At 68.4% G+C, this 25,228-nt stretch carries 24 protein-coding genes; 13 read left to right on the forward strand and 11 right to left on the reverse strand.

Features of this window, described 5'->3' with window-relative positions:
* Window positions 1–66: 66 nt before the first annotated feature.
* Together OEB96_RS38000 and OEB96_RS38005 are read right to left on the reverse strand one after the other, a co-directional pair.
* A complete protein-coding gene (locus tag OEB96_RS38000; protein ID WP_266221791.1) occupies window positions 67–1,215 on the reverse strand; it encodes a hypothetical protein in 1,149 nt (382 codons plus the stop codon).
* Window positions 1,216–1,318: 103 nt separating this feature from the next.
* Window positions 1,319–2,383 carry a hypothetical protein gene (locus OEB96_RS38005; RefSeq protein WP_266221792.1) on the reverse strand — a complete coding sequence of 355 codons (1,065 nt, stop codon included), beginning with the start codon at window positions 2,381–2,383 and terminating at the stop codon, window positions 1,319–1,321.
* A 177-nt stretch (window positions 2,384–2,560) separates the two neighbouring features.
* Between OEB96_RS38005 and OEB96_RS38010 the strand changes: the two genes are divergently transcribed.
* Complete coding sequence (locus OEB96_RS38010; protein ID WP_266221793.1) at window positions 2,561–2,995, forward strand: VOC family protein; 435 nt, start codon at window positions 2,561–2,563, stop codon at window positions 2,993–2,995.
* 131 nt (window positions 2,996–3,126) lie between these two features.
* On the opposite strand, the gene OEB96_RS38015 is transcribed toward OEB96_RS38010, so the two are convergent.
* Window positions 3,127–3,726 (reverse strand): RNA polymerase sigma factor, encoded by a 600-nt coding sequence (locus OEB96_RS38015; protein WP_266221794.1) that lies wholly within the window; start codon window positions 3,724–3,726, stop codon window positions 3,127–3,129.
* A gap of 338 nt (window positions 3,727–4,064) precedes the next feature.
* Between OEB96_RS38015 and OEB96_RS38020 the strand changes: the two genes are divergently transcribed.
* The 3 genes from OEB96_RS38020 (at window position 4,065) to OEB96_RS38030 (ending at window position 8,269) form a co-directional block, all read left to right on the forward strand.
* Window positions 4,065–4,739 carry an RNA polymerase sigma factor gene (locus tag OEB96_RS38020; protein ID WP_266221795.1) on the forward strand — a complete coding sequence of 225 codons (675 nt, stop codon included), beginning with the start codon at window positions 4,065–4,067 and terminating at the stop codon, window positions 4,737–4,739.
* The gene (locus OEB96_RS38025; protein ID WP_266221796.1) at window positions 4,736–5,545 is read left to right on the forward strand and encodes a hypothetical protein; all 810 of its coding nucleotides are present in this window, start codon (window positions 4,736–4,738) and stop codon (window positions 5,543–5,545) included. Before OEB96_RS38020 ends, OEB96_RS38025 begins: the two co-directional genes overlap by 4 nt.
* Before the next feature lie 204 nt (window positions 5,546–5,749).
* Window positions 5,750–8,269 carry a serine/threonine-protein kinase gene (locus OEB96_RS38030; RefSeq protein ID WP_266221797.1) on the forward strand — a complete coding sequence of 840 codons (2,520 nt, stop codon included), beginning with the start codon at window positions 5,750–5,752 and terminating at the stop codon, window positions 8,267–8,269.
* On the opposite strand, the gene OEB96_RS38035 is transcribed toward OEB96_RS38030, so the two are convergent.
* Together OEB96_RS38035 and OEB96_RS38040 are read right to left on the reverse strand one after the other, a co-directional pair.
* On the reverse strand, window positions 8,243–9,070 hold the full coding sequence (locus OEB96_RS38035; protein ID WP_266221798.1) for a hypothetical protein: 828 nt from the start codon (window positions 9,068–9,070) through the stop codon (window positions 8,243–8,245). The two genes, OEB96_RS38030 and OEB96_RS38035, sit on opposite strands and share 27 nt — an antisense overlap.
* Before the next feature lie 88 nt (window positions 9,071–9,158).
* Window positions 9,159–11,903 (reverse strand): CHAT domain-containing protein, encoded by a 2,745-nt coding sequence (locus tag OEB96_RS38040; RefSeq protein ID WP_266221799.1) that lies wholly within the window; start codon window positions 11,901–11,903, stop codon window positions 9,159–9,161.
* A gap of 145 nt (window positions 11,904–12,048) precedes the next feature.
* On the opposite strand from OEB96_RS38040, the gene OEB96_RS38045 reads away from it, so the two are divergent.
* From OEB96_RS38045 to OEB96_RS38060, 4 genes are all read left to right on the forward strand, one after another.
* Window positions 12,049–12,207 (forward strand): hypothetical protein, encoded by a 159-nt coding sequence (locus tag OEB96_RS38045; RefSeq protein ID WP_266221800.1) that lies wholly within the window; start codon window positions 12,049–12,051, stop codon window positions 12,205–12,207.
* Between the two features lie 147 nt (window positions 12,208–12,354).
* Window positions 12,355–12,885, forward strand: coding sequence for a hypothetical protein (locus tag OEB96_RS38050; RefSeq protein ID WP_266221801.1), 531 nt, complete (start codon window positions 12,355–12,357; stop codon window positions 12,883–12,885).
* Window positions 12,886–12,960: 75 nt separating this feature from the next.
* A complete protein-coding gene (locus tag OEB96_RS38055) occupies window positions 12,961–13,485 on the forward strand; it encodes a hypothetical protein (protein ID WP_266221802.1) in 525 nt (174 codons plus the stop codon).
* Between the two features lie 346 nt (window positions 13,486–13,831).
* The gene (locus OEB96_RS38060; RefSeq protein WP_266221803.1) at window positions 13,832–14,386 is read left to right on the forward strand and encodes a hypothetical protein; all 555 of its coding nucleotides are present in this window, start codon (window positions 13,832–13,834) and stop codon (window positions 14,384–14,386) included.
* Window positions 14,387–14,482: 96 nt separating this feature from the next.
* On the opposite strand, the gene OEB96_RS38065 is transcribed toward OEB96_RS38060, so the two are convergent.
* Window positions 14,483–14,743 carry a hypothetical protein gene (locus tag OEB96_RS38065; protein ID WP_266221804.1) on the reverse strand — a complete coding sequence of 87 codons (261 nt, stop codon included), beginning with the start codon at window positions 14,741–14,743 and terminating at the stop codon, window positions 14,483–14,485.
* A 534-nt stretch (window positions 14,744–15,277) separates the two neighbouring features.
* Here OEB96_RS38065 and OEB96_RS38070 point away from each other — a divergent pair.
* Window positions 15,278–17,896 carry a CHAT domain-containing protein gene (locus OEB96_RS38070; RefSeq protein ID WP_266221805.1) on the forward strand — a complete coding sequence of 873 codons (2,619 nt, stop codon included), beginning with the start codon at window positions 15,278–15,280 and terminating at the stop codon, window positions 17,894–17,896.
* 32 nt (window positions 17,897–17,928) lie between these two features.
* Here OEB96_RS38070 and OEB96_RS38075 read toward each other — a convergent pair whose 3' ends face one another.
* The 3 genes from OEB96_RS38075 to OEB96_RS38085 all read right to left on the reverse strand — a co-directional run bounded on the left by OEB96_RS38075 (window position 17,929) and on the right by OEB96_RS38085 (window position 20,277).
* Window positions 17,929–18,474, reverse strand: coding sequence for a universal stress protein (locus tag OEB96_RS38075; protein WP_266221806.1), 546 nt, complete (start codon window positions 18,472–18,474; stop codon window positions 17,929–17,931).
* Between the two features lie 201 nt (window positions 18,475–18,675).
* Window positions 18,676–19,521 carry a class I SAM-dependent methyltransferase gene (locus OEB96_RS38080; protein WP_266221807.1) on the reverse strand — a complete coding sequence of 282 codons (846 nt, stop codon included), beginning with the start codon at window positions 19,519–19,521 and terminating at the stop codon, window positions 18,676–18,678.
* Between the two features lie 36 nt (window positions 19,522–19,557).
* Complete coding sequence (locus OEB96_RS38085) at window positions 19,558–20,277, reverse strand: MBL fold metallo-hydrolase (RefSeq protein ID WP_266221808.1); 720 nt, start codon at window positions 20,275–20,277, stop codon at window positions 19,558–19,560.
* 475 nt (window positions 20,278–20,752) lie between these two features.
* Here OEB96_RS38085 and OEB96_RS38090 point away from each other — a divergent pair, with 475 nt between their 5' ends.
* Together OEB96_RS38090 and OEB96_RS38095 are read left to right on the forward strand one after the other, a co-directional pair.
* Window positions 20,753–21,040, forward strand: a complete 288-nt coding sequence (locus OEB96_RS38090) for a hypothetical protein (RefSeq protein ID WP_266221809.1) — start codon at window positions 20,753–20,755, stop codon at window positions 21,038–21,040.
* Window positions 21,041–21,116: 76 nt separating this feature from the next.
* The gene (locus tag OEB96_RS38095) at window positions 21,117–21,521 is read left to right on the forward strand and encodes a hypothetical protein (protein WP_266221810.1); all 405 of its coding nucleotides are present in this window, start codon (window positions 21,117–21,119) and stop codon (window positions 21,519–21,521) included.
* A 14-nt stretch (window positions 21,522–21,535) separates the two neighbouring features.
* On the opposite strand, the gene OEB96_RS38100 is transcribed toward OEB96_RS38095, so the two are convergent.
* The gene (locus OEB96_RS38100) at window positions 21,536–21,934 is read right to left on the reverse strand and encodes a hypothetical protein (RefSeq protein WP_266221811.1); all 399 of its coding nucleotides are present in this window, start codon (window positions 21,932–21,934) and stop codon (window positions 21,536–21,538) included.
* Window positions 21,935–22,104: 170 nt separating this feature from the next.
* On the reverse strand, window positions 22,105–23,157 hold the full coding sequence (locus OEB96_RS38105; RefSeq protein WP_266221812.1) for a hypothetical protein: 1,053 nt from the start codon (window positions 23,155–23,157) through the stop codon (window positions 22,105–22,107).
* A 301-nt stretch (window positions 23,158–23,458) separates the two neighbouring features.
* Between OEB96_RS38105 and OEB96_RS38110 the strand changes: the two genes are divergently transcribed.
* Window positions 23,459–24,670 (forward strand): serine/threonine-protein kinase, encoded by a 1,212-nt coding sequence (locus tag OEB96_RS38110; protein WP_266221813.1) that lies wholly within the window; start codon window positions 23,459–23,461, stop codon window positions 24,668–24,670.
* 75 nt (window positions 24,671–24,745) lie between these two features.
* Window positions 24,746–25,183, forward strand: coding sequence for a type VI secretion system amidase effector protein Tae4 (locus OEB96_RS38115; protein ID WP_266221814.1), 438 nt, complete (start codon window positions 24,746–24,748; stop codon window positions 25,181–25,183).
* Window positions 25,184–25,228 lie beyond the last annotated feature (45 nt).

Below are 25,228 nucleotides of genomic sequence, written 5' to 3' on the forward strand. Positions count from 1 at the left end.
TGATCTCGCGCATCGTCCTGCTCTGGTCGTTCGGGATCTGGTCGTCCGGGACCTGGTCGTTCGGGATCAAGTCGAGGCGCACGCTTCGTCGAACAAGCGCGCCTGGAACTGATAGTTGCGTGGTACTGCGATCTCGATGGTGTCCCAGGCCCGCGTGCAGAATCGCCGGATGGCCGGGCTCTCGAACACCGCCCGTCGCAGCTGGTGGGCCACGAGCTCCGAGGTGGGGTGCGTGGCGAGCAAGGCGAGCAGGCGCAGCTCGTCCAGGGCCTCGTTGGCGCACGCGTGCTCGAGGTCGTCCCAGGCCATCTCGGTGAGCCGCAGGTGGGTCTTCTTGGTGCCCATGGCGATCACCTGGAGCAGCTCATGGGCATCGAGCGCGAGCAGGTCGTCGGGGTAGGCGATCGGATCTCCGGGGTCGTCGCTGCTCCACTCGCCGAACACGGCCTTGGCCTGGCCGATCAGGAATTCGAAGCCGTTGCGGGTGAGCTCGTCGAGGGAGGACACGTCGGTGCAAGCGACCGCTCGCTCGATCTCCTGGCGCTCGTACGAGCCGAGCGAGCCATCGAACAGGCTGATGAGCAGACCGGCCAGCGGTCCCCGGCACACGAGCTCATCGACGGCATCGCCGAGGGCCTCGCCTGCGAAATGGGGCTGCAGGCGGTCTGCGAGGGCCTTGGGCCGGGCGGCCAGCGGCAGCGAGATCTCCTCGCCGAGGATCGTGCGGAGGTGGGTTTGTGCCTGTCGGGCCTCCTGTCGACTGAAGTCGCCCATGGCGAAGGCCGCATGGGGAAGCCGGTGCTCGATGAGCATGGCGACGGCGAGCACGAGCAGGTGGAATGGCTTGCCCTGGGTCTTGCGGTGGAGCAGCCACTCCAGCGCTTCGCCGTCGCCCGGGGGTCTCCAGCTCTCGAGCACGCGCAGCAACAGCTCGCCCGGGGGCTCGCGTGGTTGGTCGACCCCCAGCTCGCGCGGCAGCTCGATGGACTCGGCGAACAGGCGGCTGTTGGCATCACCGCAGACGTGCCAGGCGTCGGGCTCGGCGACCGCGCGGGAGTAGGCGACCAGCTCGACGCCCGCGACCTCGCGGTAGGCAGGCCGAAGCGGCGGGTCGGGCCACTGGCCCAGCAAGGTGAGGGTCTCTTCGTATACCTGGGACCACGCGGTCCGGGAGATGCACGAGGGGTCGACGACGACGGAGATGGTGATGCCCATGCGCGGCAAGATGGGGGATGGGCATGGAGACGCAACTGGGCGAATTGGACCACTCCCCATGTGGACGGGTCGTTGGGGGACAGGTGGTCAACGGTGCCCGTTCCTACCAGCCGGGCGGGAGTTCTGGATCGGCCGGGAGCGGCTCGAGGAAGGCGCTGCGGGACAGGTCGACGAGCGAGCGGTCGGGCAGCTCGAAGTAGTCGTCGCGGCCGAGATCCAGCACGAGCCCGCCCGGCGCGTACACGCCCCATGGAGGATCCTTCATCCCCGGGCGCGGCGCATACATGAGGTCGCGCTCGGGATTGGGCTCGCCGTCGTCGAATGCGTGGCCCGAGGAGTGCTCGTGGGGCGCCAGCAGGTCCACCATGCCGAGCGAGTGCACCAGCTCGTGCAGCATCGCGTACTCGAGGTAGCGCGGGACGAGATCGGCCTGGCCCCACGGCGCCTCGCCGCAGGGGCTCGAGCCCGGGATCTCGCCCCCGAGGTAGAGCGCGCCCACCTGTCCGATGAGGACCGGCGGGTAGGCTCCGCCGCCGCAGGCGTACTGGCTGGTGCCGCCGTAGTAGACCGCATAGAGCTTGTGGGGGACCAACAGGCCCATCTGCACGAGCTCGCGCTCGATGCGATCGCGGACGTAGGCGAAGCCCGTGTCCACGTCGAACGCCTCGGAGGTGCCGTGCATGACCGCGTTGGGGAGGTCGAGGCGCACGAAGCCGATGTCGAGGGTACCGGCGGAGGTGTCGAGGCGGAGCGTGCGGCCCTCCGTCTGCGAGGAGAGCCACTGCGACCAGGCGAGCACCGAGTTGCAGATCGTGTCGTTGGTGTCGAGCTGCTCGTCGGCGCCGTCGGAGGGGAGCACGTAGAGGACGCGGACCTGCGGCTCGGGGGCGTCGTCGGGGAGGTCGAGCTCGGTGCGATCGAACGGGCAGGGGGGCGGGGGCTCGAAGGGGCCGGTGCTCGAGTCGGCGGTGGTGGGGTCGGTGGTCGAGCTGGTGGTGGTCGAGCTCGGCGCGGTGGTGTCCAGCGAAGAAGGCGAGCTGGTTGGTGCCGTGGTGGCGGAGGTGGTGGCGCTCGCGCTCGTCGGTGGTGATTCGCCTGGATCGGGCGTGCATGCTCCGAGCGCGAGGGCAGCGAGGAGCCGAGCGCGACGCGGGGCCTGCTCGGGCATGATCGTCGTCTAGCACGGGCGCAGGGGGCGTTTCAACGCCGAGGGGCGCTGGCCGTCGCCCGCGAGAACGACGCTCGCCGCACGGTGGACCAGGCCGTTGGGGACTGGAGGGCTGGCCATTGTCGGGACCGTCTTCGCCGGCTAACGTCGCCCGCCCCTTCCGAGGAGATCGAGCTGATGAAGATCCATCCCTACCTCAACTTCGCCGGCAACACCGAGGAGGCCATGCGCTTCTACGAGCGTGCGCTCGGCGGTCGTCTCACCGAGATCCATCGCTTCGGGTCGATGCCGGCCGAGGGCTTCGAGCTGACGGAGGAGCAGAAGAACCGGGTCATGCACGTGGGGCTCGAGCTCCCCAACGGGCAGATGATCATGGCCAGCGACACCATGGAGGGCATGGGCCCGCCGTTCACCGTTGGCAACAACTACTCGATCTCCATCCACCCCGCGAACAGGGACGAGGCGGATCGGTTCTTCAACGCGCTTGCCGAGGGGGGCACGGTGACCATGCCGCTCGCCGATCAGTTCTGGGGGGACTACTACGGGAGTGTCACGGATCGCTTTGGCGTGCAGTGGATGGTGAACTACTCGGCTGCGGCCGGCGCGAAGTGAGCACGTCGCACAGGGCCACGATGCTCTGCGAGATGCCTCGCGCCATGCCCTCTTCCCGCGCTCGGGCTTCGATGGTCATGAGCGCGGGGTTGTGTCTTGGGGGAGGGCGAGCTGCGGAAGCGACTCGAGCATCAGCCGCCGCCGTCCACCTGCGCCTTCTGGTGCATCGATCGCAACCAGGTCTCCAGCCCCCCGAGCGTGTTCTGTCGCACCGGTGAGTCGCGAAACGTCCGGAGCCGCGCCTCCAGGCGCTTCTTGGCCGCGTGGACCCGCCTATAGATCCCCTTGGGCGGCAACCCGAGCAACTCGGCGATCTCGGTGCGGGTCCGCTCGCCGACGAACTCGTAGTAGAACACGAGCTGATCGTCGATCGGCAGCGAGCGCAGGGCCTTGATCATCAGCTTCTCCTCTTCCTTCTGCGCAAGTGCCGTCGACGCTCCTCGCGCTGGTGCCGCGGCAGCCTCCTCGTTTCGCAGTGGCTTGTGCCGGCGGCGCTTGGTCTGGGTCAGGACGCTGAAGTAGACGACTCTGCCGAGATACTGGCGGAAGTCCTCCTCGATCACCTCCTGCTTCTGTACCAGAATGGCCATCGCGTGTTGCGTGGCCTCGACGGCGTCATCACCGTTCGCGAGCCTACGTCGGGCCAAGCCGAGGGCGTAGGCGTAGTGTCTTCGGATCAGGACGTCGCCGGCTTGGCGATCGCCTGCGCGCCACTGGCGGAGGAGGCTCATGTCGTCATCGTGTGCCATGTGCTGGATTCTCTAGTAGTGGTTCCATCAGCACGATGAGTCTTCCGCACCGTGAACAAGATTTCCGGCGGTGCGGTCGGCCCGGCGCCTCGGGCGGTCAGGTGCAAACGGCTCCGGGGGCTCAAGGGAGGGTGAAGAGTCGGTGACCCGGCCAGGCCGGCCCCGAGCGAACAGGGAGAACATCGTTGCTCGACATCATCACAACGGACGTGTTTCGGTCGTCAAGCTGGAGGGGGGCGGGTGCTTCATGGTGGACGTATGTCCCGCGACACTCGCGAGAGCCCCATCGAGCGCTTTGGGCGGCACCATGGAGGTGTTCGATGAGTAACCTCGAGCCACCCGATCTCCCACCGAGCGTCGTCGCGCGCGCGCTCGACGGAGAGGAAACCGCGTTCGCGCTGTTCTACCGGCGCTACGATCCCACGGTGCGGTGGGCGGTGGGCCTCCGCGTCTACCGCTGGCCGCGTTTGGTCCCGCTGTTCGACGACATCGTGCAGGAAGTCTGGTGCGAGCTCACCCGGCGGGGCTGCAAGCGCCTACGCTACCACGACGCCGAGCGCAGGCTGCCGCTATGGCGCTACGTGGCGCTCGTCAGCGGGCGCTTGGGGTGGAGGATCGCCAAGCGGCACCTGGGCCACCAGGAGGTGGAACTGGTGGAGGCGCTCGAGGAGGACGACGACTGGGGCGTCGTCATGAGGATCATGCACGCCGACCTCCTCGACCGCCTCGCCCAGGCAGTGCACGGCGAGCTCGATGAAACCGATCGGGAGCTGTTCGAGGAATACTTCGTTCGCGGTGAGATGCTCAAGGACGTGGGAGCACGGTTGGGGTTGAAGGAGAACGCCACCTACAAGCGCAAGGAGCGGCTGCAGAGGAAGCTCCAGACGCTGGCCGAGAGGCTGCTGGGGAAGCCCCCGCGGACGGAGCATCCAGACCTGGTGGCCCTGGCCTTGGTCTTGGTGGCGACCCTGGTTGAGCATGGAGGTGGAGCATGAGCAAGGATCAAGTCATCCAGGTGCTCGGCGCCCACGTGGTCATGGCGGAGCCGACGGCGGAGCTGTGGCACCGAGTGGCGCTTGGCGAACTGCAGGCCAACGAGGCGGCGGCCCGACTGCTCGGGGCACGGCAGGAGCTGTCCGAAGATGAGCAGTCGGTGCTCGATCGTGCGAAGATGGTGTTCGTTCCGCCGTCGGAGGAGCTACGTCGGGCGCAGCTCGCGGCGCTGCTGAGCCGGCGCGCGGCGGAGGGCGAGGACCACGCCGAAGATCGGGCGGTGGTGCTACCGATGCGATCACCGCGGATCCGGCGTTGGATGGTGGGACTGCTGGGGGCGGCGGCTTCGGTCGCGCTGACGGTGTGGCTCCTGCCGGCGCGGCCGGAGGGGCACCCGCGGGTGTTCTCGGGGGCATACACGATAGAACTCGAAAAGGCGGCCGATACGGTGCGAGGGGCGGAGCCTCGGCCCGAGGTGCCCATGTACCCGGTCGACGGCAAGATCGGGATTCGTCTCGTGCCCGAGGAAGAAGTGGATGGACCGCTCGGTGTGGTGGCGTTCGTGTGGGATCAGTCGGGGTCGGCGCGGCGAGTGGAGCTCGAGGCCACGATCCACGAACACGGCGTGGTAGAGATCGATACGACGGTGCAGGCATTGGGGCTCACCGTGGGGGAGTGGGAGCTGGTCCTCGCCGTGGGGTGGGTACGAGCGCTGCCGGACACGTGGGAGGAGCTCGTGACCGAAGAGGCGGACTCGACGGACTTCGACGTGGTGCGCGCGCGTGTGCGGGTGGTGTCGCGCTCGTAGGGTTGCGGAGTCGGTGTGCGGTGGACGTCGATGGTCAACCGAGGCGATGCAGAGCAGGGGCCCGGATCCGAGGGTGACGGCGAGGCGAAATCCGACGCCGGAGATGCGAAGTCCCTGACGTGGGAGGATGGTCCTCCGCTGCCCGGCTTGGCGGAACTGCTCGGTGCCAACCGGCGGGGCGAACTGCACGAGGTCGGGCCTGGGATGATCATAGACGGCAAGTGGGAGCTGCGGGAGCGACTGGGAAAGGGGACGTTCGGGGAGGTCTACGAGGCGTGGCACCTCAAGCTCGATCATCCGGCTGCGATCAAGATCCTGAGGGGTGAATACAAGGACGCCAAGCAGCGCTTCCTGGAGGAGGCGCAGATCATGGCTCCGATGACGAGCGAGCACTTGGTGCGGGCGTTGGACTACGGCGAGCTGCCCGATGGGTCTCCGTACTTCGTGATGGACATGGTCAGGGGCAAGTCGCTGCGGCACTGGCTGAGCCGGGAGCGCCTGCCGATGTGGCGGGCGGTGGCGATCGGCGCGGAGATGGTCGAGGGACTGGTCGAGGCGCACAAGCGTGGGGTGGTGCACGGGGACATCAAGCCCGAGAACGTGGTGATCGGCGAGGACGACGATAAGGCACGCTTGCTCGACTTCGGGCTCGCGCAGACCACCGCCACCGAGGGCGAGGACATCGGGGGCACGCCGCACTACATGGCGCCCGAGATGCTGTTCGACGAAGCGCCGACCAGCGTGCGGACCGACGTGTACGCAGTGGGGGTCGTGCTCTATGAGATGCTCACGGGAAGGCTGCCGCGTGGGCACCTCGACATGAAGGGGTTTGCGAAGATCAAGGCCGCGTGGGAGAGCAAGCCCAACGCCAATCCAGTGCTGATGTACTGCAAGGACGTGCCGGAGGCACAGCGGGAGGCGCTGGAGATGCTCGACGCGCTGGTGATGGAGGCGCTGGCGTACGAGCCCACGCAGCGGCCGAAGTCGGCGGTGCCGATGCTCGAGGAACTGCGAAAGTTACGGGAGCGACTGTCGCCGTATGCGCTGTCGTCTATGCTCACGGCCGAGAATGGGGCTGTGAAGGTCTCCATGGAGGTGAAGACGACGGCCCCGTTCAAGACGGTTGAGCAGCCGAGAGCGGCGCCGTGGCGGCGAGTAATCGGTGCGATGGGCGTGGTGGTGGTTTCCGGGTTGTTGGGGCTGGGGCCCTTGCCGTGGCTGGGTGAGAATGCCAGGGTCACGAAGGAGCCGAAATTCGAGGAGCCACGGGGGCTGACGATCGTAGCGAAGGAGATCGAAGACCCCTTCGGGGTGGAGGAGATCCAGGCGGCGCGTGGGGGGATCTTGGTCACGGTGCCCGAGAATGCGAATGACGCCGTGATGAAAGGATATGGCGCGCTGTGCAATGTGCTCGATGGGGATCGACCGAGGACCGAGGGGATGCTGCCCGTGCACTGTTGCAGAGTGCCGTCAATGGGGGCGGATGCCTTGATGGCGCTGGCCGAGAAGGCCCAGGTACGGGTAGTGGTGTTGGTGGGGGATGGAGATGCGGAGGCGCTCGAGATGCGGTCGACGAAGCACCATCGAGGCAACGCGCTGCTGGCCCGGCTCGATGGGCTGCCGCTGCCGAAGGATCCCAAGGCGATGGCGCTCGTGGGTCCGGTGCTCGAGGCAGTCGTGGGGGCGAACACGCCATCGGGTGCGACGGGGGCAGCCGAGGCCGAGATTCCGGCTTTCGAGTGGAAGGACGTGGGGGCGCGCTGGGGCACGCTGGCAGAGTGGCTGCGGGTGCAGCAGGGGCATCGTTCGCCCGAGGATCTGAACCGCCGCGAGGAGCTCGCGCGCGTGCTCGATCGCATGCTGACCGAGGATCGCGAGCGGGGCGAGGATCGCGGGGTGGCGGCGTATCACGAGCTCGCGATGCTCGTGTGGGCGAATTCACGGACCTGTGACGACGCGGAGCCGTTGCTGCGCAAGTTGTCGTCCGCGGAGCATCGGCTCGAAATCCGTCTGGCCGTGCTGCTCGATCGTGCGGCCTGCCTGCTGAAGGGCAGCGACCCGGTTGCGCGGGTGGACGAGGCCGAGGCGCTGCTCGCCGAGGCATTCGAGGCGAGCGGCGACGACCCCTGTGTGCGGGTGGCGGCGATCGGGACGATTTCGTGGATCGATCGGTGGAAGGGCGGCGCCGCGCGCTGGGAGGAACACGCCGAGCGGCTGCCGCCCCCGAGCCGGTGCGAGCCCGCGATGTGGTCGAGGGAGTATTCAGTGAGAGGCGATGCGCTCGTCGACGATGGACGGCCCTGCGAAGCGGCGCAGGCCTACGCGCTGGCGTACGGGGCCCTGCGCACGAATGTGATCGCCCTGGTCGCCTGGTCCGAGTACGCGTGGCGGTGCGAACCCGGGCTCGAGGTGCCGCGACAACCGGCGAACGACGCCCTGCGCGAGGCGCTGGAGTCGCAGGTCTTCGAGCGGCCGGAGCAGCGGGTGTCGATCGCGTACATGCGGTGGTGGCTCACTCGCGAGCCTGCCGATGCGCTGCGGGTGCTCGACGAGCACGCGAAGGTGAGGGACGGAGAGCCGGCGATGCTGGAGGGCACGGCGAGCGATCTCGAGGCGGAGATCTGCGCGGAGGTGAAGGGCGAAGCGTGCTCGCTACGGATCCTCGCGCGACCCAAGCGGGCGGGGGATGCCGAGCGGCTACGGAGCGACCTTGGGCTGCGCTGATGCCTCGGGCTCGGAGGTTGCGGTGGGGGTGCAGGCGTCAGGTGTGAGTACGTCGAGCTTGATGCCGGCCGCATCGGCGTAGCGCACGTCGCGGACGCCCTTGCCCAGCGTCACCGGTAGCTCTTCGTGATGGTCGAACAGCCTCGGCTCGCGTACGAGGATGTTGCGACCGTCGGCGGATACGAGGTGGAGGCAGTTGCGAACGCCCTCGACGCAGCGACCGCTGTCCCAGCGCTGCAGGGTGCTACGACGATCGCGAAAACCGTGGAGATCGACCGGCTGGATCCCGGTGACGCGGTAGTCGTGGAGGATGAGCAGGAAGAGCTTGCGATCGTGGCTCTGCAGGCTCACGAGCAGCTCGAGGTGCGTCGGGGTTGTGGTGGCGGTCGAGAACGCGACCAGCTTGCCGATGGAGGGCAAGGGTTTTGTGGAAGGCACGGTGGACCAACCGGAGCTCGTATGGCGCAGGAGGTGGCCCGCCTTGTCGATGGCGAAGCGCGTGCCCGAGCGCGTGGGGGTCGAGATGATCTGGACGAGGTCCGACGCGCAGGTCTCCGGGTGGAAGGTGAGCGTGGGTTGGGCGCTGGCCTGGGAGAGGTCGTAGGTGGCGATGCCCACGTCCCCGCGGTGGCGGGTCTTGGGGCCGCGCACCTGCCCGCCGAGCAGCCATTCGATGACCTCGGGGGTGGTGGTGGGCATGGCGCTGGAGGGGGCGGCGGGGGCGGTGGGCCGGGCGTGACGGCACGCGAGGGTGAGGGTGGCCACGAGCCAGAGCGCGCGGGTGAGGCGGTGAGCGGACATGGCGGGTACCTCCAGGGGATACACCGCGAATCGGCGTTTGCGAGCTTGTGAGGGTTTGGCAGCCGGGGATCGAGGTGTGGGTGGTGCGTCAGCTCGATGCAGGGTTCGTGCGGGTGGGTCTTCGTCGCCGCCTTCCGACGCCGGCGAGCCCCAGCAGTCCGACGGGCATCGACCCCACGGGTGCGTTGCGGCGCAAGGGCTTGCTGGCACACCCACCGCTGGTCTCGAGCTCGGGTGGCTCCGGCGCGGATAGTCGTGGTTCCTGGCCGGGCGGGAACGTCAGCGGGGTGTCATCGCCCGAGGCGATGAATGCTGCCCAGTCCCTGGGGTGGCGGTGCTCTTCGGTGTGCAACAACTCCAGCTGGATCGCCTGCATGGCTTCGCCGCGGCCCAAGCCCTCGGCCAGCTTGCGGTAGTAGGCCGCCATGAGCTTTTGGGTGGTTGCGCCCGAGATTCCCCACAGGCTCGTGACCGTGGTCCTCGCTCCAGCGACGGCGAAGGCGCGGCGTAGGCCGAAGAGGCCTTCGCTCGTCACGGGCTTGCCCTCGCTCTCGATCACATCGCCCATGCCGGTCTCGCAGGCCGAGAGCACCACGAGCTGGGTGCCTCGCAGGTCCATTCCGCTGACCTCGTAGGCGGTGAGCTGGCCGTCGTCGCGTTCGCGGTCGACGTCGACCTGCTCGATGTCGGCGAGGTAGAGGCCCGAGCGGAACATCGGGTTGTCGCGCTCGTTGCGGGCGACGCCAAAGAAGCCGTGAGTGGCCATGTGGAGGATGAGCGGACGCTCGATGGTGCGGACGTTGGTCTCGGTGGCTTGGTCCTTCAGCAGGACGCGGGTCCTGGGGAAGAAGCTCCTGAGGAAATCGGCCTCGAGCTCGGCATCGGGAAGGTCGGCGCCGGTCGGGTTGGCGACGATGGTCACCGGGGTGGTGGTGACGGGTGGCGAGGCGGGAGGGTCGAGGAGGTCGCGACCGGTGGTGACGTAGCGCAGGTCGTACTGCTCGACGAGGTAGCGCTCGCCGTCGTGGAGCGCGCCGAAGGGAATCAGGCTCAGGTTGCCTGCGGGGGCGATGATCAGGTGTCGAGTGGATCCTAGCTTGTCGACGATGGGACGCATGACCGTGTCGTAGAGAGCGGTCGGGTTGGCTTGCTTGGTCTGCAGGGCGTGGCGAAAGGCCCTGACGTGCTCGTCGACGGGTGCGGCGGGGCCGAGGTCGACCCAGTCGAAGCGGTCGGGGAAGACGAGGTAGGCGGCGTAGCGGGGAGGAAGCTTGGTCTCACTCCTTCGCACGCGAGCACCAGAGTCGTCGTGGTAGGGAACGTACTGCGCGATCTCGATGAGGACGCGGCCAGCAGAAAGTGCCCGTTGGACGTCCTCGATGGTGACAGGATGATCGGGTGCCTCGACGAGGGAGCTGTGCTCGGCGAGTTCGTTCCACAGTTGGTCGCGCTGTCGTCGGATTTCGTCGAGTCGCTGCGCATGCGCCTCGGTCGTGATGTTGCTGGGTCCGTGGCCGGACACCACGGCGATTCGAGAGCCGACGTCCGCGATCTCGTCGAGGAGGTGCTGGTCCTCCTCGGGAAGGGAGCGGCGAAGCGCGGCGTTGGACTGGCTGACGAGGTCCTGGACGCGATTCTTGCGCCGTAGCAGGGTCGTGAGGGCGAGCTCGGCAATCCCGTCGTGCCGGGGAACGACTTGGAGGTGGAGGGACAAGGTGTAGTGAAGCGAGCTGGACAGCTTGGCGGCGTAGGCCAGCCTCCGCGTCTCGTCGGCCACGGTCAGGTTGCGCACGAGGTTGATCTCTTCGATGTCGAGGGTTCGTTGGTGTGGCTTCAATGCAAGGTCGTGCTGGCCTTGGTCGTGGTACAGCATCGCCAGGTTGTTGAGGCTCGTGGCGACATTGGGATGATCGGGGCGCAGCGTGTCGGCGAAGATGGCGAGTGCTCGTAAGTGGAGCGCCTCCGCCTCTTCGTATGCTCCTCGCTCTTCGTATACCAAGGCCAAGTTGCGGAGGCTCGTGGCAACGGTGGGGTGTTGAGGGCCCAATGCCTTCTCCTGAATGGCGAGCGCTCGCAAGTGGAGCGTCTCGGCCTCTTCGTACATTCCCTTGTCACGGTAGAGCGTTGCCAGGTTGTCGAGGGTCATGGCGAGCTCGGGGTGTTGGGGGTGGAGCGCTTTCTTCTGAATGGCGAGCGCTCGCAAGTGAAGCGCTTCCGCATCCTCGTATGATCCTTGGGCACGATACAGTGCTGCGAGGTTGTCGAGATCGATGGCAACGAGGGGATCGTACGGGCCGAGTGCCTCTTCATGGATGGCCAGCGCTCGCTCCAACAGCGGCTCAGCCCTTCCGTAGGCACCGAGGGTGTAGTAGTGCACTGCCAGATCACTGAGGACCGTGGCGACGAGGGGATGATGTGGACCTAGCTCCTTCTCCCCCATGGCCAACGCTCGTTCGAGGTGCGACTCAGCTCTTGTATACGCTCCTTGCAGATCGTGAAGAACGCCCAGCGCGGCGAGACAGCTCGCGAGCTCAGACGATGCCTTCCCGTGCTCCTCTTCCAGAGTCGAGCATGCTCGCTCGGCCAGCACGACCGCCTCGTCGTACTTTCCCTCCCCTTCGAGTCGCTCGTAGTCCGCTGTCAGCGCCTCTGCTTCCCGTCGCTTGGTGGCATCCGGCGTGTCCTTCCCCGACGACGCCCACCCCGAGGCAGGATCGAGCCATCCAAGGACCATCACTGTGACCGCGAGCCAGCGCGGAGTCAGTACACCATCCATGTTCGCTGGAACGCCACCTTCACTCGACGCTCTAGCAACATCACCACGCGCTACCACTTCGTATTCTTCGTCTGGTCATGCTGCTTGGGTGGCGGACGCCGCGTTCATGCGAGTGGAAAACAGTTCGACGCGCTCGTCAGGGCGTAGTGCCCGCCGCCCTCATGTGCAGGTGTGAGCAACCAACGACCGGGATGGCATGCACGTGAAGACCCTCCTCGAAGCGGTTCCTGCCATCACCAGCGGCTTCGAGATCATCGCGGTCATGGCGTTGGGTTCGGTGATCGTGGGCGCCCGGGACCCCGTAGGCGTCGCGCCCGAGGGCGCGGATCTCCCGATCGTCGAGATCGGTTCGCAGTTGTAGTTCGATGATTACGACACATGATCGGATTGTGGTAGCGGTGAGGAGTCGAATATGAAACGAACAAGAAATGTTTCGCTCTTTGCGCTCGCGAGCCTCGCTGGCGTGTTGATCGGTGGGCTCATGAGTGACTCGTCGACGCAGCTCTTCATGCATGATCGTAGTGACGCGGAGTCGGAGGCCCGTCGGGTTCTCGGCGGGTTCGCCCAGGAGGCGGATCGCTCACGGGCGATGACCGAGCAAGGCAGTGGTCCGGCCGACGGCCCTGCCGAGCACGAGGATGAGCTCGACCATGAGGAACTCGTTGCCCATGGCCGAGAAGTCATGGAGCGCCGGATTGCGACGATCACCGACGCAGTGAATCGCGAGGCAGTGGACTCGGGCTGGGCACCGGCCATGGAGCGCCAGCTCTCCGAGGGACTGGTCGCCCGCGGGCCGCACGGCGCGAGATTGATCTCCGCAGTCTGCAAGACCACGCTCTGCATCGCCGACGTGGAGCACCCGCCGGGTGACGATGGCATGGGATATGTGAACTGGCTGACGGTGTTTGGCATGTCGCGCGGGTACTTCGTGCGCCACTCGCCCACGTCGAGCACGGGTGCTCGAACGATGGCCTACCTCGCACGCGATGGACATTCACTTCCGCCCGTCGAACCGCGTTCGCCAGCACGAACACGATAGAGGCGGGACCGATAGGGACTGGCTTGAGATGAGGACCAAACGGATACGAAGGAAAGGACGAAGACAGGTGTAGTCATGTGGAACAGAAAGCAAAACAATAGTCATGCTCGGGTCATCGCTGCACTTGCGGCAACTTCTGTGATGGCCCTGGGTGGCATCGCAGTCAGCGATGTCGCGATCCAGACCGCGGCGGCCGACAACAAGGTCATGCCCGGCACGGCGTGTGATGAGGGAGACGAAGCCTTCCTCACGAATCGAACCAATCCCAGGTTCCTTCAGAGCGACGCCGATGCCCAGGTGTACATGTGTCCGGTGCTTCGCGACGACACGACGGACGATCTCGACCGCTTGATCGTCAGTGTGGACAATCAGGTCGGGGGTACCGGGAGTCCCGGGGATGCTCTGCGGTGCACCATCCACTCCATCTCGCCCGACGGCACCCAGATCGAGTCCGCGCAGGCGGAGGCGATCAGTCTGGGGCTCGCCACCCTCCAGTTCGTTCTCACGGACTTCCTGGAGTTCGACAAGGGGCACTACGTGCTCCAGTGCGATCTGCATCAGAATGACCGCATCTTGCAGTATCGCTGGCGCGAGGACTGATGTGCGGCTTTGCGCTCGCGGATCGGCTCGATCCGCGAGCTTCTGCGGGGGGCGAGCGGACTGCACGCTCGTCCCCCCGCAGAGTCGATCATTGATTGGAAGGAACTTCGCGCTCGTGGATCCGTCGACTCGGGGTCGATGGGCCGCCACGACGAAAATGCCAAGCTTCGTGATTCAGAAGGAGGATACGACGATGAAACGAATGATTTCGATCTCGCTGGTAGTGCTGGGAAGCCTCGGCGCATGGGTTGGAGTGGTCTTGCACGACTCCTCGGAGCAGAGCTCCGTGGCTACGCGAGAGCCTGGAGCATCGAAGGAGCGTGGGGCGAACAAGGGGCTGCCGAAGGTGGTACCGCGTCGGCGAGCGCCGATCCAACGCTCAGCCAAGTGGCTCGAGGATCACAGGGCCCTCGGGGTCGACGAGTGGTACGAGAGGAAGCCGGACATCGCGCATGCCGCGAGCCTCGAGGTGGAGGAGGACGGGTGGCTCGAGGACGACGGCGCTGATGACGAGGTCGACTTCGAGGACCCCGAGGCGAGCAATGCTCGCAATCGCGAGCTCGCCGAGCGTCGGATTGCGGCGATCACCGCCGCGGCGGACCAGGAGGCCGTGGACTCGAACTGGGCCCCGGCCATGGAGCGTGCGATCGTCGATGGGATCGGTGCCCACGCGCCGCCCGGTACGAAGGTGATCTCCACGAGTTGCAAGACCACGGTGTGCGTTGCTCGGGTGGAGCTGCCGGCAGGCGAGATGGCCAACAGCGGGCGCTTGCTGGCAGCGTTCGGCCTTTCGAGCGGCTTCTTCGTGCAGGAAGCGGGCGAGTCGGGCGCTCGAACCGTGGCCTACCTCGCGCGCGACGGCTACTCGCTGCCGAACGCCGCCGGGGAGGGCGATGAGTAGGGCTCGAGCTCGGTGCTCCCACGGCCCCTTCGACCGAGGGCCCGCTCCGGCGTTCACCGGACCGGGCCCTCGGTCGATCGCTCCTGGTCAGCCGGGTCAGGCGGTGGTCACGAACGCCAGCCGCACCATCTCGGCTTGGTCCCAGCTCCACGCATTGGGCGCATCGAGCACCCACGCGGCGTCTTCTCCCTCGGTGAGCCATACGTTCTCGATGACGAGGGCGTGCTCGGTGTCGTCGACGAGCACCACGGTCAGCTCGATCGTGCCCACGAACTCGCCATCGTCGTCGTCGTGGTAGGTCAGCTCCAGCACGCCCTGGGTTCCCCCGGTGACGGTGGTCTGTGTCTCGAGCATCATGTGCCTGCACTTGGAGCAGGTGGGAAGGACGTAACCCGCGGCGTCTGGCGGGGCGACCAGCACGATAGGGACGTATTGAGCCTCGCACACCCCGTTCTGGCCGTTCGCGGACGCCAGGCTGGGGCCGATGCTCAACGTGCAGAGCCCGGCCAGGGCAGTGGACAAGTGGCGGCGGAAGTGTTTCACGGGTCATCTCCTCGGTCATGCGCGTGGATACGAGAGGCCGGCCGCCCGCTGCGCGTACGGACGCCGCAAGTCGCACGCCGCGGTCGCTTCCATCGCGCGACCGCGGTCGCATTCGGCGGTTGGCTTGGAGATCGCCGTGCGGCTCGAAGAGTGGTTCCCCCAGAGCGTTGCATCTTCCCGCTAACCGCAGAAGTCCGTCGACCTCGCCCAGCCCCCGGAACGTGGATTCATCGCAGCTTCTCCACCGATTTCGTTCGCGACGCGCCGAGCACCCTGCGCCGCGGCTCACCCGTCGTAGACCGGGTAGACCGACGCATCGTGGCGCATCGGTCCACATCGGACTAAACCATGGCGGTGCGGGGAGCGACGCATGGGCTGCGAGCCCGCACGATCATCACGGTGGCGCTCGTGATCGCGTGCCATCGCGACGCCGAGCCCACTGGTACCGCAGTGCCAGCGGTACCGGCAGGGCCGACAGACCTCGTCGCCTACGGCGGCTGCACCGAGGTCTGGCTCGAGCCGCGTCCCCGCTGCCTCTTCGTGCCCACCACACCGCTCCGCCTGTGGCTCGCCCAGTCCGATGCCTCGGCGGTCACCTTGCGAGTCGACGGCAAGCCGTGGCCCGCCGAGCACCGCCTCGTGGATGGCACTGCGGGCTTCGGATTGGACGTCCTGCTGCCACCCGGTGCGAGCGAACTGGTGGCCGAATTCACCGAGCCCCATGCCACGTGGTCGCTGCCTCTGCGCACGTGGTCGAAGGGCATGACTCCCCTGCCGGGCACTCCGACCAACTCCACCGTCGACGCCGCGCTCGGCCGTGCCTTCACGGCGAGCTGGGAGGGCAGGCACATCGAGGCGTTGAGGCTGCTCGCCGAGATCGAGCCTCTCGCCAAGCGTTATCCCAAGGGCCAAGCCGATCTCGCCACCTACCGCGGCCTCACGTACTGGCGGCAGGGGCGCTTTTTCGATGCGGCCACGTCGCTCGCCGATGGCGTGGTCTTCGGCGTGCGCATGCACGATCCCGAGCTCATTCGCGATGCGGTCCCGGTCTATGCCGCCACGGTGGCCGAGCTGGGTTACTGGGATGCGGCGGGTGACTGGGCCGATCAGGTGCTGCGCCTCGTTCGTACCGAGCCCGAGCTGTTCCCTTGCCTCGAACGGGCCAGGATCACGAGCACGCTCGGCTATATCCACCTGCGCCTGGCGCGGTGGCAAGGGACGCCCTCGACGCGAGCCCGCTTCCTGCTGGAGCAAGCGCTCGCGGCGGTGGGACCAGCAGGCGAGTGCCCCGAACCCTCCGCGGTTCCGGCCGTGGTGCTGAGCCTGGCCGACGAGGCGCTCGATCGCGGCGAGGCGTCCCGGGCTCTCGCGTTTCTGGCCACCATCGACATCGAGGCGGCACCCACCGCCGACCAGCGGCTGCGACTGCGCGACGTCGAGCTGCGCGCCTTGCAGGCCGCGGGGCGTTCGCCCACGGAGCTCGAGCCATCCCTGGCCCTGCTCGAGCGCGAGGTACTCGACGCCGAGCTCCCCGAGGGGCGCTGGCGACTGGCGCTTTGGCGCGGCGACCTGTTTGCGCAGGAGCACCGCTTCGACGAGGCCATCGCAGCCTACCGCGACGCCGAGCGCGAGTCGCATAGGATCGCCGAACTGGCCGCAGTGGGCATGGGCCGTGAGACGGCAGCCGCGCTTCACGGGGAGAGTACCGAGCGCTTGGTCGGGCTCCTCGCGGAGCAGGGGCGGCCCGATCAGGCGCTGTGCGCCGCACGAGAGGCCCAGGCGCGTCGCATCCAGGGCGTGGCGCGTACTGCCATGACCGCGGATCAACGCGACGCGCTCGATCAGGCGATCGAGCGCTACCAGTCCGCGCGGCGCCAGCTCGACGAGACCAGGGCGAAGGAGCGCCTGCTACCCCGAAAGGAGCGCGATGCGCTGCGGCTGCAGGTCGCAGCGCAAGAGCAAGTGCTCGCCAAGCTCGCCAACGACATCCTCCGCGAGCGGCCCACGTGGAACCCCTCATGCAAGGACTTGATACCAGTTCGTGACGGCGAGCTGCTCTTGGGCCTCTACCCTGGCCGCCGCCGATGGTTCGTGTTCGTGCAGGACGAGGCAGGCACGCTCGTGCACCAGCTCGACGGTGGCCCCACCCATACGCTCGACGATCCGGTGCTCGGCTCCGAGCTGCTCGATCCCGTCGGTGAGCGCATCGCCACCGCCAAGCGCATCCGGGTGCTTGCCTCGGGCCGCGCGCAGGGCATCGACGTGCACCTGCTGTCATGGAACGGCGCCACACTCGTCGAGCATGCCCCCGTGGCCTATGGTGCCGAGCTCCCGCGGCCGTCCACCGCGACGTCTCCCCCGGCCAAGCCCATCGCGCTCCTGCTCGCGGATCCCACCGAGACCCTGCCGATGGCCTCCAAGGAAGTGCGAAAGGCCATCGAGTGGACCAGAACCAGGACCTGGATCCCGGAAGTACCGACCCCTGACCAGGCCGACCGCTCCCATGTCCTGCGGGCGCTCGCCCGCGCGTCCTTCTTCTACTTCGCCGGCCACGGCGAGCACGAGGAGCGAGAGGCCCGCGCCCGAGCCCTCCCGCCCTACGCAGGGGGCACCCGAGACTGGCCCGCGCACTTGCTGCTCAAGCCTCCCTCCAAGCTCGAGATCCCGGACATCCTCATGCTCCCGTCTGCTCCGCGGCACGTGGCCTTGCTCGGCTGTGAGACCGGAGTCCCTGGAGGCAGCGGTAGCGGCATGAGTCTCGCGCTGGCGTTCCTCGTGGCGGGGGCCGAGCAGGTCGTCGCGACCCCGGAGAAGACCACGGAGAGCACCGCGGCCGCCACCGGCCAGGGCTTGCTCGAGGGCATGTCCGACGCCGACATCGATCTCGCCGTTGGCCTCCGCTCGGCCCAAGTCGCCATGCTCCACCGCGGCCAGGACCTCGGACGCTACCGGGTCTGGGTGCGCTGAACGAGCGCCGCGATCCCGCGGCCGCCTGTCCGCTACCGCACGTCCGCTGGCACCACCATCACCGGGCACGGCGCCTGCCGGATCACCCGATCCGCCGTGCTCCCCACGAAGAACCGCGCCACGCGGCTGCGTCCGCTCGCGGCCATCACGATGAGATCCGGCCCAAACCGCTCGGCCTCCTCGAGCACCACGGCCAGGGGCTGCCCGGGCCGCACCGCATACTCGAGGGTGATCCCCTCGGCGAAGCCGGGCACGAGCTTCTCGAGGGCCTCGGTGGAGGTCGCCTTGGCGCGGTCGTGGATCTCCTGGATGAGCTGGCTGGGCAGCGCGACCGGGCCCGAGTACACGGTGCTGGTCTGCAGCGGCGGGGTGCTGTGCACCAGCCGCACCGTGCTGCCATGAGTCCGCCCGATCGCGGTGGCCAGGGTCACGGCGCGCAGCGTGGGCGCGGTGAACACGATGCGGTGGTCGTTGACGACGACGGCCTGCGAGCCCTCGTCGAGCTCTTCGTCGCCGGCGTCGACGAAGTCCACGGGCACGAGGATGCGCTTGAACGAGGGGCTCGAGGGATCGGTCATGAGCGCGCGAACCGTAGCACTACCGGTGCCCAACGGTGACGGCAAGGTTTGCCGCGCGCCCACGGCGGGTTTGGACCGTCGCCATGGCCTGGCCCGGCGGCGGCTGGCCACGGCGACGGTCCACCGCTGCGGCCGACGCCGAGCGTCCCCGTGCACGAGCGGCCCTCGGGACGCGCTCTTCTTCGCGGCCCGCGCGAGTCCTCAGCCGCCACGCTCCACGCTCCACACCAGCGCACCCGGCAGGCCGTCGTATGCGGCGATCGTCGCCTCCGGGGCGTGGCGAAATGCCCGTCGCTTCGCGCGGAGCTGCTCGACGCCGAGCCGTGGCTCCACGCAGTCGCGTACCCGCAGGCCCGCCCGGCGAAACGCGTCGAGGTAGGCGGCATGGTCGTGGGCGTGCTCCCGTACGAACCGTCGCCGACCGTGCTCGTCCTCGAACGGCGCATGCCAACCAAGGTGGGCGAGGAATGGATGCAGCACCGAGAGGATCGCGATCCCACCCGGCCGCACCACGCGGGCCAGCTCCGCCATGGCACCGTGCAGATCGGCGACGTGCGCGAGGGCGAGGCCACAGACCACGAGGTCGAGCTCGCCGCCCGGCAGCGGGATGGCCCGCAGGTCACCCTCGAGAAAGCTCGCCTGGGGCACGTTGAGCTGGGCCTTGCGCAGCATCTGCGGGGTGAGGTCGACGCCCACCACCCGGTGCCCGAGCTCGACCAGCCGCCCCGCGTGACGCCCCGTGCCGCAGGCGAGGTCGAGCGCATACCCGGGCTCGATGGACTCGAGCAGGCGCCACACCACCGGCTGCTCGATCGCGATGAGCGGGTTGCCGGGCTCGTCGTAGCTCGACGACCAGCGCTCGTAGCCGGCGCGTGCGTCGGCCTCCCCCGTCGCCTCGCCCCTCGCGAACGCCTCGTCGTCGAGGATCCGCCGCACCTCGCCGATCCTCTGCTCGGCCTCGTCGTCGGTGCCGTCGTAGAGCCGCCGCAGCAGCGCCAGACCTTCGACCCCGATGAGCAACTCGCGCAGACGTACGTGCCGGGTCATCGGCGCCGACTATACCCGGTCGGCCGGCCGCAACCGTCAGCCCACGGCCTCGGTCGGTGTGGCCTCGCCGGGGCCCGCTGGCCGCCGCACGGGCGTGCCGAACCGCAGCTCGCCCACGTAGAACGTCGGCTTGATGCCCGGTGAGAGCACGTGCGGCGTCAGCTCCGAGCTCGGCGCCACATTGAAGAAGTCCGCGTCGCGCTCGGAGCACCCGGCGATCTCCTTCTCCTGCACCATCGACAGATACTGGTCGACCGAGCCCTCGAGCGTGTTGCCGTTCAGCACCACCTCGGCGCCGGTGACGGCGGCGTAGCGGCGCAGCCCGGGGATGTCGCTCTTGTCGGGCGAGTACGAGTCGGCGCTCACGCCATTCTCGCTGGTGACGAACAGGCCCTCGGGCGTGTGCACCACGATGGAGAGGTTGCCTTCGGTGTGTCCGGGCGTGTGGATCAGGGCAACGCTGTCGCCCAGCATCACGTCGCCGTCGAGCAGGATCACCCGCTGCTCCGGGATGCCGTCGGTCCCATGCGGGCAGTACCACTCGGCTTGCAAGGGCAGCAGCCCCTGGGCCGACATCCACTCCTGGCGCATCACCAGGAGCTTGGCGTGGGGGAAGAACGCCTCCTGAGCGTCGGTGCCGAGCCAGCGTCGCAGGTCCTGGGTGTGAAGGTGGTCGTAGGTGATGTAGTCGACGTCTTCGGGGCCGAGGCCGAGCTGGGCGAGACACCCCGCGACGTCGTTGCGATCGGGCCACACCTGCTGCGACAGCCACCCCTGCGCGCCACCGTCCTCGCGTTGCCCTCGCGATCGAGCGGCTCCGCGAGCAGGGTCTTGATCCCCTGCGGCGTGTCGAACTGGATCACGAACAGGCGATTGAGGATGTGGACGTACGGGGTCGGCACCGAGCACGCGTCCCGCAGCGCGTAGCGGGTGGGGTAGGGCACCTGCATCAGGTCGAAGGAGCGCGCCAGCCGAGCCACGGGGCGATCGAGCAGCTGCTCGCGAAACACGCGCGCCTGGCGGCGGATGGCGACGAGGCGATCGCCAGGGGTCGGGTGCTGGCGCGTCCCCGCGAACGTGTCGATGGGGCGCAGGACGGGATCGGCGTAGGGGGCAGCCACGGTCGTCGGCCAACCTACGGCGGGCCCCGGAGCGCGGTCAAGCGAGGGGCACCCGAACGACGGCGCGCGGCATGGACCGTGCCCCGGCCCCGTGCGACGATGGCCGCGCCATGAAGAAGTGGGTCGGCTGGGTGCTCCTCGCGGTGTCGCTGTGGGTCACCTACCAGGGCTGGCAGAACTCCCAGGCCGAGCCGAGGACCGAGGACATGTCCAAGCCGGTGGCGTGCCAGGGACGCGAAGGGTGCACGGTGGACGCCGATCGCCCGCAGGAGCTCCGCACCGATTTCCTGGGTCGCAGCTACACGTGGAAGACCTCGGGCGGTCCCGTGAAGGTCGCGTGCGCCCGCGCGTACGTGTTCGCCGGCGAGTGGACGTGCACGGCCGCGCCCGCTTCGTGAGCCTTCGACGTCATGGGGACCTTGCCCGGCGCCGAGCGCCGCGTTTGACTGTCCGAGCCATGGGTGGGGTCCGATCTTGAGCGCGATCGTCCTGGGCGTGGTCGCGGCGCTGGGGACCGTGGCGGGTCTGTTCCTCGGCATGCCGGCCGCGGGCTTCGTGCTGTGGCCGATCACCCGCGCGGTGTGTCGGTGGGCCGGCGTGGTGATCGATCCCCATGACGAAGGGGATCCCGTGATGCAGCTCGAGGGATCGCTGGCGGCCGGCCTGGGCATGGCGCTCGGCGTCGGCGTCACCGTGCTGTTGGTGGGCTCCGCGACGCTGGTGCCACGACCGTGGCTCGCGGGCCTGGGATCGGGGACCGTGGCCGGCGTGACGTTCGGGTGGTTGTGGCGCTATGGCTACGAGCGTGAGTCGGTGGTGCCGCACCTCGTGCTCACTGCGGCACTGGCCGGCGTGACGGCGGCCCTGCTCTGCGAATGAGCCGGGGGTCACGGTCAGGCGCCGCGCGTACGCCAAGCGAGCCACCGGGTCACGAACGTCCGCAGCTCCTCCTCGCTCATGCCGCGCGAGGGGCCGAGGTCACCCTCGGTGGTGCGCTCTCCACTTTGCTGGGGATCGACGCGCCGCCACATCAGCCAGGCGCCGTCCTCCCGATCCACCGCGAACAACCGCAGCTCGTGACCCGACCGCACGCGAAGCCACACGCCTTCGCTCGGCCACACCTCGACCGAGAGCCCTGCGGCCCTCCCCTCGGCCGTCGTCGCGACGTCGAAGGCCACCTCGGCGAGCATCCGCCGGGCGCGGGCCAGCGGAGGCGTTGCCTCGAAGCGACCACCGCGGCCGTTCCCGTTGCCATTGCTCGCCTGACCCATCACCGCCACCGGGTGGATCATGCTGAACAAACAAGCAGTGCCGATCAAGCACAGAACGACGGGGAGGCCGGCCGTACGCACGATTCCGGGTGGTCCCCGGGTCGCTTCCGCGCGGAGGGGCGCGAAACCGAAAGTGCGGAGCGGAACCGACCGGCGCGCGACCGCGCGTGCACGACGGCCGGGCGGAATCGTCAGTGCAAGGGCTCGTCGGGTGGTGCGCCGGCCTCGGCCTCGTCGGCGGTGCCATCGGTCGATGCGTCCTCGGCCTCGGCCTCGGCATCGAGGCGGATGCGAACCTCGTCGAGCAAGCGGTTCGCCGCCGGGCGCAGCGTGACCACCATGAAGTCGTACACGTCGAGCAGGTCCTTGGGCGCACGACCGGCGCCGATGAGCGCATCGCGAACCGTGATCGCCATCGTGAGGATGCGAGCGTAGACCTTGCCTTCGGGCTTGGACGAGTAGCGCAGCCTCGGCGACGCCCACTGCGATTGCTTGGCGAGCACCGTGGGGCGCACGGCAACGTGGGCGTGCGGCCGCACGAGCGCCGGGATCACGGTCGCGATCGGCCACGAGAGCTGCTTGCGCCCGGCCTCGAGCAGGAGCCGGCAGTACTCGTCGAACCTCGGCTCGTAGTCTCCCGATCCATGGAGGACGTCACGCAGGCCCGCCGACAGCTCGGGGCTCGGCGCCGCCGATGCAACGGGCTCGGCCTGAGCGCGGGTGACCAGATCGGTGCCGTGCACGATCTCGGTCATGCGCCGCACCACCTCGCCGTGGTCGCCGGCCGCGATGAGCTCGTCGAGGGCCTCCGCCGACAACAGCTCCTGCGCCTCCGTGGCCGCCGCGTCGCGGTGACGCTTGAGCCGGCGCGGCGCCCCCTCGCCGCGGTGCTCGTCCTTCCACGTGGCGTCGCCGAACGCCGCCGGATACTCCACGAGGAACACCTCGAGCTGCTCGCGAAACGTCAGCTGGCGCTCCTCGGCCTTGGCATCGCCGCCCTTGGTGCCGCTGCGTCGGCCGAGCTTGGCCAGCAGCTTCGCCTCTTGCTCGGGGGGACAGCTGGCCTCCTGGAGGAACTTGTAGAAGCCCTCGGCGAACACCCGGAGCTCGCCGTCCTCGAACTGATAGGCACGCTTGCCGTCTCGCTCCCAGGCGAGCACGGCAAATCCCCACTGCTTGCGCTTGCTGTGCTGGTACAGGCGGTCGCCGGGTCGGGGGGCGGATTGCTCGTCGGTGCTGCTCATGCGCGGCTTCTCGCAGTTCGTGCCGACCGCATCCGCGGCCAGAGCAGGTCGGCAATAGGGTGAGCGCCGTCGTCGACCGCTCCACCCGGGGGTTGCACGATCGGATGGACGATCGCGATGCCGTTGAACCTCGGAGGCTATCATGGCGGGCATAGCGGCCGCAAACGGCGCATGGACGGCCGCGTCGTGACGCCCGGCACCCGTGCTCCAGGGCCGCTTTCGAGCGTCCCGCGCACTGCCCTCTTGCGTTGCGCGCTGCGGAGTTTGGCGTGCTGCTGAGTTTGGCGCGATGCTTGCCGTGATGTCGCTTCGCCTGCGCCCCGGCGATCGCTATGGCACCTACGAGATCCTGGACGTGTTGGGCCAGGGCGGCTTCGCATGGGTGTATCGCGTGCGAGCGAACGACCTGCCGCAGCCGGCCGCCCTCAAGGTGTCGCTCGAGCCGGTGCGCGACCACGCGACCGCCCAGCGCTCGCTGCGGGAGATCTCGGTGCTGCGCAGCCTCACCAACTCGCACGTGGTGAGGGTGCACGACGCGGGCACCGACGACGACGGGCACGTGTTCATCCTGATGGACGAGCTCGATGGAGCGCAGCTCGACCAGTGGCACGACTTCGACGACCCGATGCCACCGGGGCAGGCGCTGTGGGTGGTGCACCAGGCGTGCCTCGGCCTGGCCGAGGCCCACGCCCGCGGCATCGTGCATCGCGATCTCAAGCCCGAGAACCTGTGGGTCGAGGCCGATCAGAACGTCAAGGTGATCGACTTCGGCCTGGCGCGGGCGTGGGACTCGGCGAGCACGCTGGGTCGGGGCGTGACGATGTCCGGCATCCTGGTGGGCACGCCACGCTACATGCAGCCCGAGCAGGTACACGGGGCACGACTGACTCCGGCCAGCGACGTCTACAGCCTCACCACGATCCTCTACGAGCTGCTGACGGGGCACACGGTGTACTTCGCCGATCGACCGTTCAGCGACGTTCGCGAGGCCCTGCGCGACGAGCCGGTGGAGTGGATCGCCGCCCACGTGCGCGCGTCGGTGGTGCCGCTGTCGCACTATCCCGTGGGCGCGGCGCTGCCCGAGTCGGTGCACGCGCTCATCGCCCGCGGCCTGGCCAAGGATCCGGGCGATCGCTACCCCGATGCGCGGGCGCTGGGCAACGCGCTGGGGCAGGTGCTGCACTACGATCTGGGGGCGGTGCTCGGCGCCACGCTGCGGGTCACCCATCCGTGGGGCGGGCACGAGGATCAGCTGCTGCTGCCGGGCAGCCACCGCATTGGCACGGGAGCGCACTGCGAGGTGGTCCTGCGCGGCGACGAGCTCGAGGAGGAGGAGGCGGTGCTCGAGTGGGCGGGACCGCCCGATCTTCCCGAGGTGCACGCGCTGCACGACGGCGGGCGAGTGACCGTGGGTGGTGGTCCCGTCGCCAAGGCGATGCGGCGGCAGTGGGGACGGGACGAGTCGGTGGAGGTGGCCGGATACTCGCTGCGCCTCATCCATCCCGAGGTCTGAGGGCCGCGCGGGTCACCACCCGCGGTCGCACGTTCGTGGGTGTCGGCCAACACCTCGCGTGGTACCGTGCGGGTGATGCCGATTCCCAGCTTCTCGTTGATGTGGGCCCACTTTCCAGCCGGCTCCGCTGCCGCGGTCAAGGCGAAGATCGGCGGCAACGTGAACATGGGATGGGTCACCAACACCTGCGTGATCCGGGTGTCCTACTGCTTCAACAAGGCGGGCGACCCGATCCCCGGCACCTACCCCGGTCTGACCACCGCGCGCGGCGGCGATGGCATGCGCTACGCCTTCCGGGTCTCGGAGTTCAAGCCGTTCCTCGAGCACAAGTACAAGGCCCCCGACGTGTCCGGCACCAACCGCGGGGCGGTCGACGGGCGCCGCGGCATCATCATGTTCGATGTCCAGGGGTGGTCGGATGCCACGGGTCACTTCGACCTGTGGGATGGGTCGTTCTGCGCCGGCTCGGAGTACTTCGACAAGGCGTCCCACGTGTACCTGTGGGAGTGCTAGGCGGGGGCGGGCGCCTTTACGCGTCGTTTACGGGGCGGGACCCCG

This window comes from Paraliomyxa miuraensis, from assembly GCF_026337845.1.
Classification (GTDB): Bacteria; Myxococcota_A; Polyangia; order Nannocystales; family Nannocystaceae; genus Paraliomyxa; species Paraliomyxa miuraensis.

Excerpts from the sequence above, each read along its gene's own strand:
- OEB96_RS38065 (WP_266221804.1), bottom strand. The coding sequence starts at position 14,743 with ATGATGCTCGAGACACAGACCACCGTCACCGGGGGAACCCAGGGCGTG.
- OEB96_RS38070 (WP_266221805.1), top strand. The coding sequence starts at position 15,278 with ATGGCGGTGCGGGGAGCGACGCATGGGCTGCGAGCCCGCACGATCATC.
- OEB96_RS38000 (WP_266221791.1), bottom strand. The coding sequence starts at position 1,215 with ATGGGCATCACCATCTCCGTCGTCGTCGACCCCTCGTGCATCTCCCGG.
- OEB96_RS38055 (WP_266221802.1), top strand. The coding sequence starts at position 12,961 with ATGTGGAACAGAAAGCAAAACAATAGTCATGCTCGGGTCATCGCTGCA.
- OEB96_RS38115 (WP_266221814.1), top strand. The coding sequence starts at position 24,746 with ATGCCGATTCCCAGCTTCTCGTTGATGTGGGCCCACTTTCCAGCCGGC.
- OEB96_RS38025 (WP_266221796.1), top strand. The coding sequence starts at position 4,736 with ATGAGCAAGGATCAAGTCATCCAGGTGCTCGGCGCCCACGTGGTCATG.
- OEB96_RS38010 (WP_266221793.1), top strand. The coding sequence starts at position 2,561 with ATGAAGATCCATCCCTACCTCAACTTCGCCGGCAACACCGAGGAGGCC.
- OEB96_RS38110 (WP_266221813.1), top strand. The coding sequence starts at position 23,459 with ATGTCGCTTCGCCTGCGCCCCGGCGATCGCTATGGCACCTACGAGATC.
- OEB96_RS38015 (WP_266221794.1), bottom strand. The coding sequence starts at position 3,726 with ATGAGCCTCCTCCGCCAGTGGCGCGCAGGCGATCGCCAAGCCGGCGAC.
- OEB96_RS38075 (WP_266221806.1), bottom strand. The coding sequence starts at position 18,474 with ATGACCGATCCCTCGAGCCCCTCGTTCAAGCGCATCCTCGTGCCCGTG.
- OEB96_RS38100 (WP_266221811.1), bottom strand. The coding sequence starts at position 21,934 with ATGATCCACCCGGTGGCGGTGATGGGTCAGGCGAGCAATGGCAACGGG.
- OEB96_RS38030 (WP_266221797.1), top strand. The coding sequence starts at position 5,750 with ATGATCATAGACGGCAAGTGGGAGCTGCGGGAGCGACTGGGAAAGGGG.
- OEB96_RS38090 (WP_266221809.1), top strand. The coding sequence starts at position 20,753 with ATGAAGAAGTGGGTCGGCTGGGTGCTCCTCGCGGTGTCGCTGTGGGTC.
- OEB96_RS38020 (WP_266221795.1), top strand. The coding sequence starts at position 4,065 with ATGAGTAACCTCGAGCCACCCGATCTCCCACCGAGCGTCGTCGCGCGC.
- OEB96_RS38050 (WP_266221801.1), top strand. The coding sequence starts at position 12,355 with ATGCATGATCGTAGTGACGCGGAGTCGGAGGCCCGTCGGGTTCTCGGC.
- OEB96_RS38005 (WP_266221792.1), bottom strand. The coding sequence starts at position 2,383 with ATGCCCGAGCAGGCCCCGCGTCGCGCTCGGCTCCTCGCTGCCCTCGCG.
- OEB96_RS38035 (WP_266221798.1), bottom strand. The coding sequence starts at position 9,070 with ATGTCCGCTCACCGCCTCACCCGCGCGCTCTGGCTCGTGGCCACCCTC.
- OEB96_RS38080 (WP_266221807.1), bottom strand. The coding sequence starts at position 19,521 with ATGACCCGGCACGTACGTCTGCGCGAGTTGCTCATCGGGGTCGAAGGT.
- OEB96_RS38105 (WP_266221812.1), bottom strand. The coding sequence starts at position 23,157 with ATGAGCAGCACCGACGAGCAATCCGCCCCCCGACCCGGCGACCGCCTG.